Below are 16,268 nucleotides of genomic sequence, written 5' to 3'. Positions count from 1 at the left end.
TACCCCGCCTTAGATTCGCCGGAAAACCAGGTTGGGGGCCCCTTCTCCCTGGGAGAAGGGGAAGGGTTGACCTTTGGGGGACGTCCCCCTAAGGTGTTCTGTATGAAGAACGATCTGTTCTACGAAGTGGGGCAAAACCTCCGCCGGTTGCGCCAGGCCAAGGGGCTGACCCTGTCTGGCTTGGCGGCCAAAGCCGGGGTGGCGAAATCGCTTCTTCACGCCTTGGAAGCGGGACGCGCCAACCCCACCTTGGCCACCCTTTGGGCCTTGGCCCAGGCCCTGGAGGTGCCCTTTGGTGAGTTGGTCCAAGCCCGCCCTGTAGGCGATGAGGGCGTTACGGTTCAACTTATTGAACGAACCCGAGGGCGGTCGGGTGAGCCGCTGGAGGTGTACCGTATGGACCTCTCCCCCTGTTCTGTGCGTTGGGCGGAGGCGCACGAGCGGGGGCTTCGTGAGCGGGTCATCGGCCTAAGGGGGAAGGCCAGGGTGGGACCGCCTCCAGGCAGGGAGGTGGGGCCGGGGGAAGAGGTGGAGTTCGCTGGGGATGAACCCCATGTGTACGCCAGCGAGGAGGGGGCGAGCCTTCTGGTTTTCCTGCACTACCCACTGCCTCCCCGGCCGCAAGGGGAGGCCGGTAGCCCGGAGAAGGCCTCCTTGGCCCTGCGGGAGGTGAGCCTAGGGGTGGGGGGTCTGGCCTTGGAAGGCCGCTGGCTTGCGCCGGGGTTCCAGGAAGGGGTTTTTGTTCGTTGGGGCGCAAACCGCACCTACCTCTTTAGCCTCCCTTTGGCCCCCTTACCCCGCCTCGAGGCCCAGGGGCTTTTGGGCGAGGCCTTGGCCCTCCTCCATGCCCCTAAAGAAGATCTGAGGTCCCATGGGCAAAGCCCCAGCCTCCTCCTACGCACCCTGGCTTGGGAGGGGTTGCTCCTTAAGGGGGAAGTGGCCGACCCGGCCCCCCTTCTCGTCCAAACCGCGCGGTCTCCTGTGGGCTCTTCAAAGGAAGAGGATTGGGAAAGTCGCATCTCGGTGGACCTCTACGCCCGGGTGGAACTCCTCCATCCCGGCTACGCCAGGCAGCCCCTTTTTCTGGCCTATGGGTTGCAGGCCGTGGGCCTGGAGAAGGAAAGGTTTTTGGACGTGGGCACGGGGCCTGGGCATCACCTTCTCCTGCTCTTGGAGCTGTTGCCCCATTTGGAGCCGGTGGCGGTGGAACCCAGTCCGGCCTCGAGGCAAGCCCTGGCCCAGTTGATCCCAGGCGTGGAGGTGTTGCCTGAGGATTTCACCCTTTTGGATTCGGAGGAAACCTTTCCCTTGATCGTCTGCGTGGGGGCCAGCCACCACATGTCCACGTGGCGCTTCTTAGAGAAGGCTTACCGGCTTCTGCGCCCTGGGGGCCTTTTGGCGGTGGCGGACGAGTTTTTGCGTCCCTTCACCACCCGAGAGGAGCGGGCCCGGAACCTGGTGCTTCACCACACGGCCTACCTGCTCCCCTTTCCCTTGGAGGAAACGGAGGCCCTTTGGGCTTTACGCCTGCTAGCCTTGCAAGGAAAGTCCCGAGGCCTTAGGGCCTTGGCCGAGGAGGCTCTGCAAGACCTTGAAACGCGTTCCGATGCCTTCGCTACCTTTGCGCGGCTGGAGCTCCAGGCCCTTCTGGCCGGGCTGGACTACGAGGTGGAGACCAAGACCTATCCCCGCCGTTTTTTGGAGCTGGCCTTTGCCGTGGGCTTTGAGCTGGAGCACCACCACCGTTTGTTTGCCACCCATGGCCGCGGTTCTTGGGACGGGGGCACCCACCTCTTCCTCCTGAGGAGGCCCAAATGAAGCGGGGGCTACGGGCAGCTTGGCCCATCGCCTTGGGGTATTTCCCCGTGGCCGTGGCCTTCGGCGCTTTGGGGGCGCAGGCGGGGCTCAGCCCCCTTTGGATCCAGCTCACCTCTCTCCTGGTCTTCGCCGGGGCCAGCCAGTTCGCCCTGGTGGGGCTTTTGGCCCAGGGGGTCCCGCCCTTGTTGGCGGCCCTTTTGGGGCTTCTCCTCAACCTGCGCCACGCCTTCTACGGCCCCGCCCTGAGGCCCTACCTGAGGGGAGGTCCCCTAGAGGCCTTCTTTCTCACCGATGAGGTCTTCGCCGTGGCTTTGAGGGCCCTCCCGGGCCTTCCCCCAGGGGAAAGGCGGGGCTACTTCCTGGGCTTGGGCCTCGGGGCCTACCTCTCCTGGAACCTGGGCACCGCCCTCGGGGTTTTGGGGGCCCAGGGGCTCTTGGCCTTTCCGGGTTTGGGGGAGGCCCTTTCCTTCGCCCTTCCCGCCCTTTTCTTCCTCCTGGCCCTGCCCAACCTGAAGAACCCCGTGGCCCTGCTGGCGGGCGGGGTGGCCCTGGGCTTCCACCTCCTGGGCCAGACGGCCTGGGGCCTCTTCCTGGCAGGGGTCACCGGGCTCCTTGGAGAGGGATTTGGCGAAAGGAGGCGTCCATGACCTTGGCCCTTCTCCTTCTGGCCCTGGGCACCTTTCTCCTCCGGTTCCTGCCCTGGCGGGCGGAAAAAGGCCTAAGGGCGGGCCAGGCGGGGCCCGCCTTGGTGGTGGCCCTCTTTCTGGTTTCCGCCTTCGGCCCGCCCCCCTCTCCCGAGTGGCTCCGCGCCCTCTTGGCCCTTCTCGGCACCTACATTGGGGCGCGCCTCACGGGAAATCTGGGCCTTGCCGTCTTCCTGGGGGCGGGGCTTTACGGGCTTCTGGGCCTTCTCTAGCGGTTCAGGATGTGGATGGCCTGCTTGTGGAAGGCCTCCGCCGCCTCCATGAGGCTTTCCGAGAGGGTGGGGTGGGGGTGGACGGTGAGGGCGAGGTCGGAAACCGTGGCCGCCATCTCCAGGGCCAAGGTGGCCTCGGCGATGAGCTCCCCCGCCTGGGGGCCCACGATGAAGACCCCGAGGAGAAGGTCGGTCTCGGCATCCCCCACCACCTTCACCATCCCCTCGGCCCCGCCTAGGGTGAGGGCCCGGCCGCTGGCGGAGAAGGGAAACTTCCCCACCTTCACCTTGTAGCCTGCCTTCCTGGCCTCTTCCTCGGTGAGGCCTACCCCGGCCCACTCGGGGGAGGTGTAGACCACGCTCGGCACCTGATAGTCAAAGGCGCTGTCCTTGCTGGCGGCGTTTTCCGCCGCCACCAGGCCCTCCTTCATGGCCTTGTGGGCGAGGAGGGGAGGGCGGGCCACGTCCCCGATGGCGTAGACCCCGGGTACGGTGGTTTCCATCCGGGCGTTCACCTTGACGAAGCCCTTGGCGTCCAGGGCCACGCCCGCCCTTTCCAGGCCCAGGCCCTCCGTGCGGGGCTTGCGCCCCACGGCCACCAGGATCTTGTCCACCACCACCTCCTCCTGCTTACCCCCTTGGGCGGGCTCCAGGAGGACGTGGAGGCCATCCTTTTTCTTCTCGTACCCCACGGCCTTGGTGCCGGTGCGCACCCTTAGGCCCTCCTTTTCCAGGGCCCGGCGGAGGAGGGCGGCCGTTTCCGGGTCGCCGGCGGGGAGGATTTCCGGCATGTACTCAATGAGGGTCACCTGGGCCCCCAGGCGGTGGTAGACCTGGCCGAGCTCCAGCCCCACCGCCCCGCCCCCGATGACGAGGAGGCGCCCAGGGATACCCTCCTCCACCCTTAGGGCCCGGGTGGAGTCCCAGACGTCTTCCCCAAAGGGAAAACCGGGGAGGCTTGCGGGCTCGCTCCCCGTGGCCAGGATGAGGCTTTGGGCGCCGTAGCGCTCGCCGTTGACCTCTATCTCCTTGGGTCCCGTGAGGCGGGCGAAGCCCCGCACCAGCTCCACCTTGTTCCCCTTGAGGAGGCTTGCCACCCCGCCGGTGAGCTTCTTCACCACGCTTTCCCGCCAGGCCCCAAGCTTCTTGAGGTCCAGCTCGGGGGCGGCCTTTAGGCCGAACCCCTCCCCTACCTTCAGGTGGTGCAGGGTTTCGGCGGCGTGGAGGAGGGCTTTGGTGGGGATGCAACCCACGTTCAGGCACACCCCCCCCACCTCGGCGGCCTCCACCGCCAAAACCTTTAGCCCTAGCTGCGCTCCCCGGATGGCGGCGTGGTAGCCCCCAGGCCCCGTGCCGATGACGATGAGGTCGTAGGTCTTCATGGCGCTATCCTACATTTCCAGAAGGAGGAGGTCGGGGTTTTCCAAAAGCCGGATCACCTCCCGGGTGAAGAGGGCCGCCTCGGCCCCGTCCACCAGGCGGTGGTCAAAGGAGAGGGAGAGGAACATGATGTCCCGCGCCTGGATGGAGCCGTCCGGCATGACCCAGGGCCGCTTGCGGATGGAGTGCACCCCCAGGATGGCGGCATCGGGCAGGTGGATGATGGGGAAGCTTAAAGTGGCCCCCACGGAGCCGATGTTGGTGATGGTAAAACATGAGCCCGTAACCTCCTCCGGGCTTAGGCGCCCTTCCCGGGCCTTGTCGGAAAGCTCGGCGATCTCCTGGGCCAGCTCCAGGACGCTCTTCCGGTCGGCGTCCCGCACCACGGGGACGATAAGCCCCCTCTCCGTGGCCACCGCCAGGCCGATGTGGTAGTAGCGCTTGTAGACGATTTCCTGCCGCTCCTCGTCCAGGCTGGCGTTGAGCATGGGGTATTTCTTCAGGGCCCGGACCACCGCCTTGACGATGAAGGGGAGGTAGGTGAGCTTGACCCCCTGGGCTTCCGCCTCGGGCTTAAGCCGTTCCCGGAGGGCCACCAGCTCCGTGAGGTCCGCCTCGTCCACGTTCAGGGTGCGCACGGTGTAGAGGTGGCTCTGCCATAGCCCCTGGGCGATGGCCCGGCGCACCCCCCTAAGGGGCACGCGCTCTTCCAGGTGCTCGTAGCCCTTGGGCGGGGTGTAGCGGGGGGGTGGGGGGAAGGGGGTGGGGGAGGGGGCTTCCCCGGGGGCCGCTTCCTGGGGGGCTGGGGCAGGGACCTTGCGCCTTTCGGCGTAGGCCCGCACGTCCTCCACCCGCACCCGGCCCAAGGGCCCCGAGCCCGGCACCTCCTCAATGGGGATGCCCAGCTCCCGGGCAAGCTTGCGGGCGGCGGGCACCGCCAGGACCCGGCCCCTTGGGCCTGGGGTGGGGGCTTCCTCCCTTTGGCTTTCAAGGAAAGGGTTTTTCACCGCCACCTGGGTGGTGTCCGGCTTGAAGAGGGAGAGGTCCTCCTTCTCCTCCTTGGGGGGAAGGCCCGGCTCCACGATGGAGCGTTCCTCCGCCGCCTGCACGGGAGGGGGTTCCTTGGCCGTCCTCTCCCCGGGCTCGGCGATGAGGGCGATGGGGGCGTGGACCTTCACCACCTCTCCCTCCTTGGCGAGCTTCTTCAGGAGGACCCCCTCGTAGGGGGAAGGGAGCTCCACGGTGACCTTGTCCGTCATCACCTCCACGAAGGGCTGGTCCTTCTTGAGGTAGTCCCCTTCCTCCACCAGCCACTTCAGGATCTCCCCTTCCACCACGCTTTCGGCCAGTTCGGGCATAAGGATTTCTTTGGGCATAGGTCTCCTCAGTAGTCTAGCGCCCGCTTGGCGGCGTTGAGGATGCGGGTGACGGTGGGCAGATAGAGCTTGTCCTGGGCGTAGGGGTAAGGGGTGTCAAACCCCGTGACCCGGATGGGAGGGGCGAGGAGCATGTCCAGGATGTCCTCGGCGATGGTGGCGGCCACCTCGCTCACGAAGCTGGCGTGCCTGGGCGCGTCGGAGACCAGGACCACCCTCCCCGTCTTGGCCACGGAGTTCATCACCGCCTCGTAGTCCCAGGGCATGAGGGCACGGAGGTCCAACACCTCGGCGGAAACCCCCGCCTTGGCGAGCTCTTCCGCCGCCTGCAGCACCTCGGGCATCACGGTGCCGTAGCCGATGAGGGTGAGGTCCTTCCCCTCGCGCCTTAGGGCCGCTTTCCCGATGGGGAGGGTGTAGTCCTCCTCGGGCACCTCCTCCTTCACCGAGCGGTAGAGCCTCTTGGGCTCCAGGAAGACCACGGGGTCCTCGTCGCGGATGGCGGCCTTGAGGAGGCCCTTGGCGTCATAGGGGGTGGAGACGGCCACCACCTTGAGCCCGGCGGTGTGGACGAAGTGGGCCTCGGGGCTTTGGGAGTGGTGGTGCCCGCCCTTCACCCCGCCCCCAGAGGGCATGCGGATCACCAGGGGAGCGGTGAACTGCCCCCCGGAGCGGTAGCGGAGCTTGGCCACCTGGCTCACCAGCTGGTCAAAGCCGGGGAAGATGTAGTCGGCGAACTGGATCTCCGCCACGGGCCTTAGGCCGTGGGCGGCCATACCCAAGGCGGCTCCCACGATGGCCGCCTCGGAAAGGGGGGTGTCCATGACCCGGTCGGGGCCGTATTTCTGCAAAAGCCCTTCCGTGACCAAAAAGACCCCGCCCCTTTTCCCCACGTCCTCCCCCAGGACCACCACCCGGGGGTCCTTGGCCATTTCCTCGTCCAGGGCCCGGTTCAGGGCCTGTACCATGGTCATGAGGGCCATGCCGCCTCCTAGAGCTCTTCCTTGAGGAGGGCTTCCTGGCGCAGGAGGTGCCAGGGCTTTTCGGCGTAGACGTCGTCAAACATCCACTCGGGGGGCACGGGGCCGGCCTCTTCCGCCTCCTTGAGGCCCCGCTCCAGCTCGGCGCGGATCTCTGCCCTCAGGTCCTCCTCCCACGCCAGGTTCCAAAGGCCTTGGGCCTCGAGGAAGCGCTGGAAGCGCAGGATGGGGTCCCGCTTCCGCCAGGCCTCCACCTCTTCCTTGGGCCGGTAGCGGCTATCGTCGTCGGCGGAGGAGTGGGGGCCATAGCGATAGACCCGAAGCTCCACAAGGCTTGGGCCTTCCCCCAGGCGGGCCCGCTCCACCGCCTCTTTCACCACGTAGTAGCTGGCGAGGACGTCCATCCCGTCCACCAGGTAGCCGGGGATGCCGAAGGCGTGGGCTTTTTCCGCCAGGGTGGGGCTATGGGTCTGGCGGGCGTAGTCCACGCTGATGGCGTAGAAGTTGTTCTCGGCGATGAAGACGGCGGGCGCCCCCTGCACGGCGGCGAAGTTGATGCCGGCGTACCAGTCCCCCTCGCTGGTGGCCCCATCCCCAAAGGTGCAGACGGCCACCTGGCCCGTCCCCAGGAGCTTCATGCTGATGGCGGCTCCCACGGCGGGGGGCACGTGGGAGGCGATGGGGCTCGCCACGGTGAAGTAGTGGAGGGCCTTGGAGCCCGGGTGCTCGGGCATCTGGCGGCCCTTGTTGGGGTCAGCCTGGGTGGCGAGCATCTGGCCGAAGAGCTCCCTTAGGGGGATGCCCAGGGCCAGGGCCAGGCCGTGGTCGCGGTAGTAGGGGAAGACCCAGTCAAAGCCGGGGCGGATGGCGTGGGCGATGGCCACCTGGGCCGCCTCGTGGCCGGCGGCGGGGGCGATGAAGCTGGTCTTGCCCGTGCGGATGAGGATGGTGTACCGCTCGTCCAGCATCCTCGCCGCCAGCATGTCCCGGTAGAGCCGGCGGAGCTTTTCCTCGCCGAGGTCTAGGGGAAACTCCCCTAGCCATTCCCCCTTCTCCCCCAAAAGCCTTATGGGCTCTTGGGTGAAGGGCTGAAACCTGCGGGTTTCCTTTACCATGGCACCCTCCTTTTGGGCGCTTGTGGCGCCGGGAAGCCCGCCCTGGGTAAGGGCTTGGGCCTCCTTTTCGGGGGTGGGCTTGGCCCCACTTTCCCTTCGCCCCAAGTATACCCCGGTAGGATGGGGGTGTGCGCTTGCGGGTGGTGGCGGTGGGCAAGCCCAGGCTCGCCTATGCCCGGCTTGGGGTGGAGGAGTACGCTAAGCGGATTGGCCGGTATGCCCCCCTCGAGGTCCTCTTCGTCAAGGGCGAGGAGGACCTTCTCGCCAAGGCGGAGGGGCACCGCAAGGTGGTTCTGGACGAGAAGGGGAAGCTCCTCACCACGGAGGGCTTCCTAAGGCTTTTGCAGGGTTGGGAAGGGGAAAGGGTGGCCTTCCTTCTGGGCGGGGCCGAGGGGCATAGCGAGGCGGTGCGCAAGGCGGGGGACCTCCTCCTATCCCTTTCCCCCCTTACCCTCCAGCACGAGCTCGCCCTTTTGGTCCTGATGGAGCAGCTTTATAGGGTCCTCACCCTGAGGGCGGGCCACCCCTACCACCGGCCATGACCTACGAGGCCTTCGTGCGGCTTGTGGAGAGGCTTTGGGAGGAGATCCCGCCCGAGTTCAAGCGGGGGCTACAGGGGGTGCACGTCCTCCCCGAGGCCAAGCCCGAATCCGGGCTTCCCGGGGTGTGGCGGCTTGGGGAGTACCTGGACCCAGGCCCCCCAAGCGCCCTGGGAGGCTTTGAGGGCCTCGGGCGGCACATTGCCCTTTACCACGGCTCCTTCCGGGCGGTGGCGGGGCCCGGGTTTGACTGGGAAGGGGAGGTGTGGGAAACCCTCCTCCACGAGCTCCGCCACCACCTGGAGTCCCTGGCGGGGCGGGACGACCTGGTCCGGGAGGACCTTAGGCGCCTGGACGCCTTTCGCCGGGGCGGGCCTCCGGAGGGGGGAGGCTAGAGGCCTTCCCCAAGGGGCGTCGCTCGGCGAAGCCCCCGGAGAGGGGATGGTAGTGGGCCACCTCCGGCTCCCCTTCTTGCCAGCAGAGGAAGACCACCTCCCCCCCTACCCGGGCAGGGAAGTCCACCAGGCCCCGGTCCAGGTCCTTGAGGAGGACCCCTAAGGAGGCCAGGTAGCGGGCATCCGCCTCCAAGGAGCCTAGGAGGAAGCGGGCCTCCTCCTCCAGGGTCCTGCGCGTGAGCCCTCGGGCCTCGGGAAGCCGGCCCTGCACCTCCTGGAGCTCCGTCCGGGCCTTGCGCATCTGGGCCAGGACCCGGCGGATCTCCGGCAGGAGGGCGTCCGCCTCTTCCTTGGTGAAGATGCGGGCGAACATACCTGCCCTCATCCTAGCACAAAGAATGAGGAAAATCTAAGCGTGGCTCACTCAAGGCCTAGGAGGGCCACCTCCCCCGCCCCTACCCGCACCCCCCCCACGAGGAGGCTCCCGTCGGGGAGGACGGCCTCCGCCACGCCTTCCACGGGGCCCTTGGGGGTTTCCACCCGCACCCGGCGGCCCAGGGTGTAGGAGGCCTGGGCGTAGCGGGGGAGGAAGGCCTCTGGGTCTTCCAAGAGGGGGAGGAGGGCCTCCAGGCGGGCTAAGAACCTCTCCAGCACCTCCCGCCGGGAAAGGGGGAGGAACTCCTCTAAGAAGGCCGCCCCTTCCGGGGCCCAGGCCACGTTCACCCCCACGCCCAAGAGGGCGTAGACCACCTCCTCCCCCTCCGCCCTGGCCTCGAGGAGCACCCCGGCCAGCTTGCGGCCATCGGGGCTCAGGAGGTCGTTGGGCCACTTAAGCCCTCCCACCCCCACCGCCTCAACGAGGGCGAGGCCCGCCAGGAGGGGGAGGAGCCCCAGGGCGGGGAGGGGGAGGTGGGGCCTTAGGAGGAGGGAGAAGGTGAGGCTTGCCCCGGGGCGGCTTTCCCACGCGCGGCCCCGGCGCCCCCTCCCCCTTTCCTGGACTTCGGCCAGGACCAGGGCCCCCTCGGGGGCCCCCGCCTCGGCCCAGGCCCGGAGGACGTCCTGGGTGCTCCCCACCCGGCCCAGGTAGCGGTAGGGCTTCCCCAGCCTCCCTGGGGGGCGGAAGAGGTGGGGGAGGGGGGTGCCGGGGAGGATGCGGTAGCCTTGGCGGGAGACCTCCACGGGGAAGCCCTCTTCCCGGAGGCGTTTGGCCTCCTTGGAGATGGCGGCCCGGCTCACCCCGAGGCGCCGGGCCAAGGCCTCGCCGCTTTGGAACTCCTCCGTGAGAAGGGAAAGGAGCGCCGGCATCTAGGCCAGTTCCACCTGGGAGAGGTCCCCGAGGATCAGGCGGTGGGCCCGGGGAAGCCCGTTGCGGCTTTGCACCCTCGCCCCCACGCCCAGGATGCTCTCCTGGAGGCGCAGGGCCACGTCCTCTAGGGCGGCGTGGTCCTCGAGGATGGAGTACTCCACCTCCGAGCGCACCACCCGTGCCCCCGGCCCCAAGGAGGTGAAGGGCCCCACGTAGGCCTCCTCCACCACCGCCCCTTCCCCGATAAAGGCGGGGCCGATGACGGTGCTCCGGACCACCCTCGCCCCCTTCTCCACCACCACCCGGCCCGTGAGCTCGCTCCCCTCCACCTCCCCCTCCACCCTCGGGGAAAGCTCCTCCAAAAGGAGGCGGTTGGCGTCCAGGAGGTCCTTGGGGCGGCCCGTGTCCTTCCACCAGCCCGAGACCTCCACCCCCACCACCTCCCTGCCCCGGTCAATGAGGCCCTGGATGGCGTCCGTGATCTCGTACTCCCCCCGGGCGGAGGGCTTGAGGTCCTGGATGACCTCGAGGACCTCGGGGGCGAAGACGTAGACCCCGGCCACCGCCAGGTCCGAGGGCGGGTTTTGGGGCTTTTCCAGTAGCCTTACGATGCGCTCTCCCTCTAGCACCGCCACGCCGAACTGCCTCGGGTCCTCCACCCGCACCAGGGCGATGACGGCGCTCACCCCATCCCGGAAGGCCGCCACAAAGGGGCGGATGCCCTTTTGGAAAAGGTTATCCCCCAGGTAGAGGACGAAAGGGCTATCCCCCAGGAACTCCCGGGCCACGGCCACGGCGTGGGCCAGGCCTTGGGGCTCCTCTTGGAGCACGTAGCGCACCCCGTAGCCCGCAAGGGCCTCGCGGATGTCCTTCTCCGTTTCCGGGGAGACCACCACCCCGATCTCCCCTATGCCCGCCTCCCTTAGGTTCTCCACGGCGTAGTGGATGATGGGCCGGCCAGCCACCCGGATCACGGGTTTCGGGCGGGTGTGGGTGAGGGGGCGGAGCCTCGTGCCCCGCCCAGCGGCCAGGATAAGCCCCTTCATGGGCCGAAGTATACCCCGTACAATAAAGGGGGACATGTCCAGCGCCCTTACCCGGGTGGCCTACGCCTACGACCGGCTCAGGGCCTACCCGCCCGAGGTGGCGGGCCGCATCGCTACCGCCATGGCCAGCGCCGTTTCCGGCCGGGGGGAGGAGCCCGTCCTGCTGGAGCTCGGGGTGGGCACGGGGCGCATCGCCCTGCCCCTCATCGCCCGGGGCTTTCCCTACATCGCTTTGGACGTGAACCCCGCCATGCTGGAGGTCTTCCGCCAGAAGGCGGCGGGGGTCATGCGCAAGGTGCGGCTCCTTCAGGCGGACGCCCGGGCCATTCCCCTGCCGGAGGAGAGCGTCCACGGGGTCATCGTGGTCCACCTTTGGCACCTCCTCCCCGACTGGCCCAAGGCCCTGGCGGAGGCCCTAAGGGTGCTGAAGCCGGGGGGAGCCCTTCTCGAGGGCTGGGACCAGGTGGAGGCGGAAGCGGAGTGCGCCCTCCAGGAGCGCTGGCGGGCCCTGGTGGCGGAAGAGGGCGTACGGGTGGAGAGGGGCCTGCACCAAAGGCGCCTTGCCGAGGTGGAGGAGGCCCTAAAGCGCCTAGGCCTGAAGCCCAAATCCCGGCAGGTGGTGGCCTGGCGGGAGGAGCGCACGCTGCGGGAGGCCTTGGAGGCCCTGGAGGAGCGGCTTTACTCCTTCACCCAGGCCGTGCCCGAGGCGGTGCATGCCCGGGTAGTCTCCAGGCTCAAGGCCTGGGCTGAGGCGGAGTGGGGCAGCCTGGACCGCACCTTCCCTGTGGAAAAGCGCTTTTTCCTGCGGGTGACCCGCCTCGGCTAGGTATCCTGGCCTTATGCGGAAGCTGAGCGTGCGCACGCCTGCGGAGGGCCTGGTGAACATCACGGGGCTGGTGGAGGCGGCCTTGGAGGGGCACACGGGCCTCGTCTACCTCTTCGTGCCCCACACCACCTGCGGCCTCCTGGTCCAGGAGGGGGCGGACCCCGATGTGGCCCGCGACCTCCTCGCCCGCTTGGACGAGCTTGCCCCCCGCTTCCACCCCAAGGACCGCCACGCCGAGGGCAACACCCACGCCCACCTGAAAAGCCTCCTCACCGGGGTCCACCTCCTCCTTTTCGCTGAGGGGGGCAGGCTCCGCCTGGGGCGCTGGCAGCAGGTCTTCCTGGCGGAGTTTGACGGGCCGAGGATGCGGGAGGTGTGGGTGGGGTTCCTTTAAGGGTTCAGGGCCGCCCCTAAAGGCGGCCCCTTAGTCCTCCAAGCTGGGCCTTAGCTAGTCGCTCGTTCCGGCATCGGGTTCAGGACCCTGATGCGGCAACTCTAGCACCCGCAGGGTTCCTGTGGACTGCACCTGGATAGCGGAGCTACTCAGAGCCGAGGAGAGCTTAAACTGTGGGTCTAGTTGGGCCGCTTGGTCTAGGTTACCGAACTTTGTAAAGTCCACGTTGGCGGCGAAGACCCTGGCCCGGTAGTTGCCGGGGGTAGGGTGATCTGGGCCGCTTGGGTGAACTGGACTTGGGTGGCGGTGGTATACCACGAAAACCTAAGTGCGGAAAGGTTGTTGTTGTTATCCAGCTGCCATAGCTCCACATAGTAAGACTGGGCTCCGCTTACGGCCTGCCAGCTGATGGTGGCGGTGTTGGTCGTGGCTTGGAGTGTGACGCCCTGCGGCTGGGGTAGGGTGGCAGTGGCGTCCACCTGCAGGGTGCGGCTGAAATTGGGGTTTCCTGGTAGGGAAGCTGCGATGCGGTACTCTCCAGAAGAGGGTATAAGAGAGCTGTTCCTCCACCACCAGAAGGCAGGCCCGACAACAGAAGAGCGATTTGGGCCAGCAGACCAGGAAAGGTTGTTCGGGCCTGTAACATTAATGACAAATCCGTCAGGATGGGTAGGTTCAGGGAGCACCGTCCAGAGCACGAGGGCAATACCTACGTTCTGGCCACCATAATTCCACGTCCCCACCGTGGCGTTGGCTGTGCGGGTACCCCCTCCTTGGCCGCCACAGGCCGCAAGGAGCAGGATCAGCAAAACTCCTACACCTAGGAAGCGCCCTTTCATAGCCCATTTCCCCCTTTTTTCTTCCCCCCTTTCGGATATTCAATGCATACCCCCTTGACAAGCCAAAGGAAAAGGGGGCGCTTGGTGAGCTGTGGAAGAACACCAGACGCCCCCTTCCATCCTACCCCTGCCCCTGGAGGAACTGGTCCCCCTGCTCCAGGCATGGCTCCAAGCCCGCTTGCCAGAAGGGGAGAGAAAACCCGGCAGGCCCAGGACCTTCTCCGACCTCAGCCTCTTTCTCTTCCACCTGGTCCGCGCCCTCCTGGGCTTCTCCAGCGAACGCATGCGCCGGGAACTGGCCCGCAACCCTAGGCTCCGCAAGCGCCTCGGTCTAGAGCGCGTTCCCTCCTCTGCCACCCTCAGCGAGCGGAGCCGGAAGCTACCCTGGCCCCTCCTGCGGGGAGGGAAGCGGGTGGGCCGGGGGAGGCGGGTGCTGGCCATGGACGCCACCCTTCTCCCCGCCCAGAGGTCGGATGGGGAGGCGGCTTGGGGCGTGGGCTCGGATGGGGGCTGGGTTTATGGGTACAAGCTCCACCTCCTCGTGGACCTGGACACGGGGGAGGTGCTGGCCCTACGGGTGACCCCGGCCTCATGGCACGACTCCCCGGTGGGGCGGGGGATGCTCTGGGGGGTGGAGAGGTTTCCTGGGGAGAAGCCCCCCGTGGTGGTGGCGGACGCGGCCTACGAGGGGGAAGCCAACTTTCGGTTGACGAGGAGGCGAGGGATGCTTCTGGTGACGGGGCATAACCGGAGACGGGGAAGGCCAAAGGGGAGGGGGCGGCTTTTGAACCTGCGGCGGCGGGGGAGAGGTGCGTACCGGAGGCTTTTGGGGCGGCGGTGGGAGCTGGAGACGGTCTTTGGTCTGCTGAAGGGGCCGATGGGGCTGGTGGGGGCGGTGGGGAGGGTACGGGGGCTGAAGGCGGTGGCCCTGCAAGTGGAAGCTTGGGTGATGGCCTGGAGCGTGGTGGCCCAGCTTCTTGGGCAGGCGGGTCTGCCCATCACCCGGGTGTTGCGGGCGGTGGCGTGAGGTGAGTACGCAGGTGAATATCCGAAAAGGGGGTTTTTTCTTCTTTTGAGGCTCAGCCTCGGTTTGGGATTGTAAGATACAACTAGAAGCATGTCAACGAGAGGGGGTATATGGATTTTCTTCACAACCACTTTGCCTCCTGCACGCTCTTCACGCCCCGGATGGCTTCCAAGAGGGTTTCCCGCTCCCCATCCTGCACGGTAAGGCGGAGCCGGATGCGGGCGATGGGGCCCAGGATGCGGGTTTCCGAGCCCAGGGCGCTTTTCCCCGCTTCCGCCACCACCTGCATCACGTCCCTCAGAAGGCCCGCCCGGTCCTGGGCCAGGACCTCGAGGGTAGCCACCTTCCCCCCCACCCCTTCCCAGTAGGCTCCGATGACCCGGTCCGCCTCCGGGCCCTGGAGGATCCGCCTTAGGTTGGGGCAGTCCGCCCGGTGCACCGTGACCCCCCGGCCCCGGGTGACGAAGCCCAGGATGGCATCCCCCTTCATGGGTTCGCAGCAAGAGGCCAGGCGGATGGGGGCCTGGAGGTCCTGCTCCAGGCGGATGCCCCACTCGTTCTTGGGAGTAGGCTTGGGCTTTTCCGGCTTGAGGAGGGCCTGGGGATAGAGCTTTTCCGCCACCTGCTTGGGGGTGAGGCGGTTTAGGGCCAGGGCCAGGTAGAGCTCCTCCGGGGAAGGGGGAGGCCCAGGCGTTTGGCCGCCTCCTCCAGCTGGCTATCCGTGGGCTTGGGAAGCCCTTTGCGCTTCAGGTAGCGCTCCAAGAGGCTTTGGCCCCGCTCCAGGGTTTCCTGGCGCTCTTGGGCGCGGAAGTACTGCCGGATCTTGCTTTTGGCGCTCCGGGTTTTGGCGAACTCCAGCCAGCCCTTGGAGGGGTGGGCGTTTTTGGCGGTGAGGATCTCCACAATCTCCCCGTTTTGCAGCTCGTAGGAAAGGGGGACGATGCGCCCGTTGACCTTGGCCCCCACCATGTGGTGCCCCACCTCGGTGTGGATGTGGTAGGCGAAGTCCACGGGGGTGGCCCCCTTGGGCAGGTTGATGATCCGCCCCTTGGGCGTGAAGACGAAGACCCGGCCTCCCAAAAGGTCCCGGGTTACCGCCTCCACGAACTCCCGGGAGCTGCTGAACTCCTGCTGCCACTCCTGGATGCTCTTGAGCCAGGAAACCCGGCGCTTGATCTCCTCGGGGTCGGTGAGGCCCTCCTTGTAGAGCCAGTGGGCGGCGATGCCGTACTCGGCGATGCGGTGCATCTCCCGGGTGCGGATCTGCACCTCCAGGGGAAGGCCTTCCAGGGCGATGACCGTGGTATGGAGGCTCTGGTAGCCGTTGGGCTTGGGCACGGCGATGTAGTCCTTGACCCGGCCCGGGATGGGTTGCCAAAGGGCGTGGACCAGGCCCAAGACGTGGTAGCAGACCTGCTTTTCCCTTAAGGTCCGCCCTTCCTCCGTGGGGCTTGGCTTGGGGTCCAGGATGACCCGCACCGCCAGGAGATCGTAGATTTGCTCCAGGGCTTTGTTTTCCCGCTCCATCTTCTTCCAGATGGAGTAGAGGTGCTTGGGCCGGCCCGTGACCTCAAAGCCCTGAAGCTGGGCCTGGAGGAGCTCGTCCCGCCTCAGGGCCTCCTCCAAGGCATCCATGGCCTTTTTGACCAGGCGCTCCCGGGCCTCCTGGGTTTCCTGGATGCGGGAGAGGAGGGCCTGGTAGGCCTCGGGGTGGAGGTAGCGGAAGGAGAGGTCCTCCAGCTCCCACTTCAGCTGCCCCATCCCCAGGCGGTGGGCCAGGGGGGCGTAGATCTCCAGGGTTTCCTGGGCGATGCGCTTCTGCTTTTCCGGGGGCATGAACTCCAGGGTGCGCAGGTTGTGCAGGCGGTCGGCCAGCTTCACGATGATGATGCGCACGTCCTCTGCCATGGCGATGAACATCTGGCGGAGGTCTTCGGCCCGCTTTTCCTCCCCCTCGAGGTTGGCCAGCTTGTACAGCTTGCTGACCTTGGTCTCTCCCTCCACGATGCGGCGCACCCCGGCTCCGAAGCGCCTTTCCAGCTCCTCCGGGGCCACGCCGCAGTCCTCCAGGGTGTCGTGGAGGAGCCCCGCCGCCACGGTGTCGGCGTCCATGCGCAAGGAGGCCAGTATCTCCGCCACCGCCACCGGGTGGGTGATGTAGGGCTCCCCGCTTCTGCGCACCTGCCCCCGGTGGGCCTCTTCGGCGAAAAGGTAAGCTTCCCTCACCTTCGCCCGGTCCTCCGGGGGAAGGTATTCTAGGTAAGGTTCCAGCTTTTCCCAAAGGGCCGGGGCGCTGACCACTATTTTTAGT

The 16,268-nt window shown here is 67.1% G+C and carries 15 protein-coding genes and 1 pseudogene; 8 read left to right on the top strand and 8 right to left on the bottom strand.

Going from position 1 to position 16,268, the window contains the following annotated elements:
- The first annotated feature begins 102 nt into the window (after nt 1-102).
- The 3 genes from A0O31_RS04480 to A0O31_RS04470 are packed head-to-tail and all read left to right on the top strand — an operon-like array spanning nt 103 to nt 2,734.
- Complete coding sequence (locus A0O31_RS04480; RefSeq protein WP_071676851.1) at nt 103-1,818, top strand: helix-turn-helix domain-containing protein; 1,716 nt, start codon at nt 103-105, stop codon at nt 1,816-1,818.
- Entirely contained in the window at nt 1,815-2,465 is a 651-nt protein-coding gene (locus A0O31_RS04475) for an AzlC family ABC transporter permease (protein WP_071676850.1), read from the top strand. Before A0O31_RS04480 ends, A0O31_RS04475 begins: the two co-directional genes overlap by 4 nt.
- Nucleotides 2,462-2,734: an AzlD domain-containing protein gene (locus A0O31_RS04470; protein WP_071676849.1), complete on the top strand. Its 273-nt coding sequence runs from the start codon at nt 2,462-2,464 to the stop codon at nt 2,732-2,734. The genes A0O31_RS04475 and A0O31_RS04470 overlap by 4 nt, the downstream gene beginning before the upstream one ends.
- Here A0O31_RS04470 and lpdA read toward each other — a convergent pair.
- Genes lpdA through A0O31_RS04450 form a run of 4 tightly spaced genes read right to left on the bottom strand, consistent with a single transcriptional unit; the run spans nt 2,731 to nt 7,585 of the window.
- Entirely contained in the window at nt 2,731-4,116 is a 1,386-nt protein-coding gene (gene lpdA, locus A0O31_RS04465; protein WP_071676848.1) for a dihydrolipoyl dehydrogenase, read from the bottom strand. The genes A0O31_RS04470 and lpdA overlap by 4 nt on opposite strands.
- Before the next feature lie 9 nt (nt 4,117-4,125).
- Complete coding sequence (locus tag A0O31_RS04460) at nt 4,126-5,490, bottom strand: dihydrolipoamide acetyltransferase family protein (protein WP_071676847.1); 1,365 nt, start codon at nt 5,488-5,490, stop codon at nt 4,126-4,128.
- 8 nt (nt 5,491-5,498) lie between these two features.
- Nucleotides 5,499-6,473, bottom strand: a complete 975-nt coding sequence (locus A0O31_RS04455) for an alpha-ketoacid dehydrogenase subunit beta (RefSeq protein ID WP_071676846.1) — start codon at nt 6,471-6,473, stop codon at nt 5,499-5,501.
- A gap of 8 nt (nt 6,474-6,481) precedes the next feature.
- The gene (locus A0O31_RS04450) at nt 6,482-7,585 is read right to left on the bottom strand and encodes a thiamine pyrophosphate-dependent dehydrogenase E1 component subunit alpha (protein ID WP_071677917.1); all 1,104 of its coding nucleotides are present in this window, start codon (nt 7,583-7,585) and stop codon (nt 6,482-6,484) included.
- 128 nt (nt 7,586-7,713) lie between these two features.
- Between A0O31_RS04450 and A0O31_RS04445 the strand changes: the two genes are divergently transcribed.
- On the top strand, nt 7,714-8,127 hold the full coding sequence (locus A0O31_RS04445; protein WP_071676845.1) for a 23S rRNA (pseudouridine(1915)-N(3))-methyltransferase RlmH: 414 nt from the start codon (nt 7,714-7,716) through the stop codon (nt 8,125-8,127).
- Nucleotides 8,124-8,519 (top strand): metallopeptidase family protein, encoded by a 396-nt coding sequence (locus tag A0O31_RS04440; RefSeq protein ID WP_071676844.1) that lies wholly within the window; start codon nt 8,124-8,126, stop codon nt 8,517-8,519. The genes A0O31_RS04445 and A0O31_RS04440 overlap by 4 nt, the downstream gene beginning before the upstream one ends.
- Here the strand turns inward: A0O31_RS04440 and A0O31_RS04435 are convergent.
- The 3 genes from A0O31_RS04435 to A0O31_RS04425 are packed head-to-tail and all read right to left on the bottom strand — an operon-like array spanning nt 8,467 to nt 10,871.
- Complete coding sequence (locus A0O31_RS04435; RefSeq protein ID WP_071676843.1) at nt 8,467-8,892, bottom strand: DUF2203 domain-containing protein; 426 nt, start codon at nt 8,890-8,892, stop codon at nt 8,467-8,469. The genes A0O31_RS04440 and A0O31_RS04435 overlap by 53 nt on opposite strands.
- 47 nt (nt 8,893-8,939) lie before the next feature.
- Nucleotides 8,940-9,824: a biotin--[acetyl-CoA-carboxylase] ligase gene (locus A0O31_RS04430; protein ID WP_071676842.1), complete on the bottom strand. Its 885-nt coding sequence runs from the start codon at nt 9,822-9,824 to the stop codon at nt 8,940-8,942.
- The gene (locus A0O31_RS04425; RefSeq protein WP_071676841.1) at nt 9,825-10,871 is read right to left on the bottom strand and encodes a glucose-1-phosphate thymidylyltransferase; all 1,047 of its coding nucleotides are present in this window, start codon (nt 10,869-10,871) and stop codon (nt 9,825-9,827) included.
- Between the two features lie 34 nt (nt 10,872-10,905).
- Between A0O31_RS04425 and A0O31_RS04420 the strand changes: the two genes are divergently transcribed.
- The 3 genes from A0O31_RS04420 to A0O31_RS04410 all read left to right on the top strand — a co-directional run bounded on the left by A0O31_RS04420 (nt 10,906) and on the right by A0O31_RS04410 (nt 13,957).
- Nucleotides 10,906-11,697, top strand: a complete 792-nt coding sequence (locus A0O31_RS04420; RefSeq protein ID WP_071676840.1) for a class I SAM-dependent methyltransferase — start codon at nt 10,906-10,908, stop codon at nt 11,695-11,697.
- Between the two features lie 13 nt (nt 11,698-11,710).
- Nucleotides 11,711-12,091 (top strand): secondary thiamine-phosphate synthase enzyme YjbQ, encoded by a 381-nt coding sequence (locus A0O31_RS04415; protein WP_071676839.1) that lies wholly within the window; start codon nt 11,711-11,713, stop codon nt 12,089-12,091.
- 930 nt (nt 12,092-13,021) lie between these two features.
- Nucleotides 13,022-13,957: a transposase gene (locus A0O31_RS04410; protein WP_071676838.1), complete on the top strand. Its 936-nt coding sequence runs from the start codon at nt 13,022-13,024 to the stop codon at nt 13,955-13,957.
- A gap of 121 nt (nt 13,958-14,078) precedes the next feature.
- On the opposite strand, the pseudogene A0O31_RS04405 reads toward A0O31_RS04410, so the two are convergent.
- Nucleotides 14,079-16,258, bottom strand: a pseudogene (locus tag A0O31_RS04405) (RelA/SpoT family protein).
- Nucleotides 16,259-16,268: the final 10 nt, after the last annotated feature.

The organism is Thermus brockianus (assembly GCF_001880325.1).
GTDB classification, from domain to species: domain Bacteria; phylum Deinococcota; class Deinococci; order Deinococcales; family Thermaceae; genus Thermus; species Thermus brockianus.
This window is presented reverse-complemented; position numbering and strand designations above follow the sequence as displayed.

What these genes read in the sequence shown, in the direction of transcription:
- A0O31_RS04450 (WP_071677917.1), bottom strand. Translation starts at nt 7,585, where the DNA reads ATGGTAAAGGAAACCCGCAGGTTTCAGCCCTTCACCCAAGAGCCCATA.
- A0O31_RS04440 (WP_071676844.1), top strand. Translation starts at nt 8,124, where the DNA reads ATGACCTACGAGGCCTTCGTGCGGCTTGTGGAGAGGCTTTGGGAGGAG.
- A0O31_RS04430 (WP_071676842.1), bottom strand. Translation starts at nt 9,824, where the DNA reads ATGCCGGCGCTCCTTTCCCTTCTCACGGAGGAGTTCCAAAGCGGCGAG.
- A0O31_RS04460 (WP_071676847.1), bottom strand. Translation starts at nt 5,490, where the DNA reads ATGCCCAAAGAAATCCTTATGCCCGAACTGGCCGAAAGCGTGGTGGAA.
- A0O31_RS04415 (WP_071676839.1), top strand. Translation starts at nt 11,711, where the DNA reads ATGCGGAAGCTGAGCGTGCGCACGCCTGCGGAGGGCCTGGTGAACATC.
- A0O31_RS04470 (WP_071676849.1), top strand. Translation starts at nt 2,462, where the DNA reads ATGACCTTGGCCCTTCTCCTTCTGGCCCTGGGCACCTTTCTCCTCCGG.
- lpdA (WP_071676848.1), bottom strand. Translation starts at nt 4,116, where the DNA reads ATGAAGACCTACGACCTCATCGTCATCGGCACGGGGCCTGGGGGCTAC.
- A0O31_RS04455 (WP_071676846.1), bottom strand. Translation starts at nt 6,473, where the DNA reads ATGGCCCTCATGACCATGGTACAGGCCCTGAACCGGGCCCTGGACGAG.
- A0O31_RS04420 (WP_071676840.1), top strand. Translation starts at nt 10,906, where the DNA reads ATGTCCAGCGCCCTTACCCGGGTGGCCTACGCCTACGACCGGCTCAGG.
- A0O31_RS04475 (WP_071676850.1), top strand. Translation starts at nt 1,815, where the DNA reads ATGAAGCGGGGGCTACGGGCAGCTTGGCCCATCGCCTTGGGGTATTTC.
- A0O31_RS04425 (WP_071676841.1), bottom strand. Translation starts at nt 10,871, where the DNA reads ATGAAGGGGCTTATCCTGGCCGCTGGGCGGGGCACGAGGCTCCGCCCC.
- A0O31_RS04480 (WP_071676851.1), top strand. Translation starts at nt 103, where the DNA reads ATGAAGAACGATCTGTTCTACGAAGTGGGGCAAAACCTCCGCCGGTTG.
- A0O31_RS04435 (WP_071676843.1), bottom strand. Translation starts at nt 8,892, where the DNA reads ATGTTCGCCCGCATCTTCACCAAGGAAGAGGCGGACGCCCTCCTGCCG.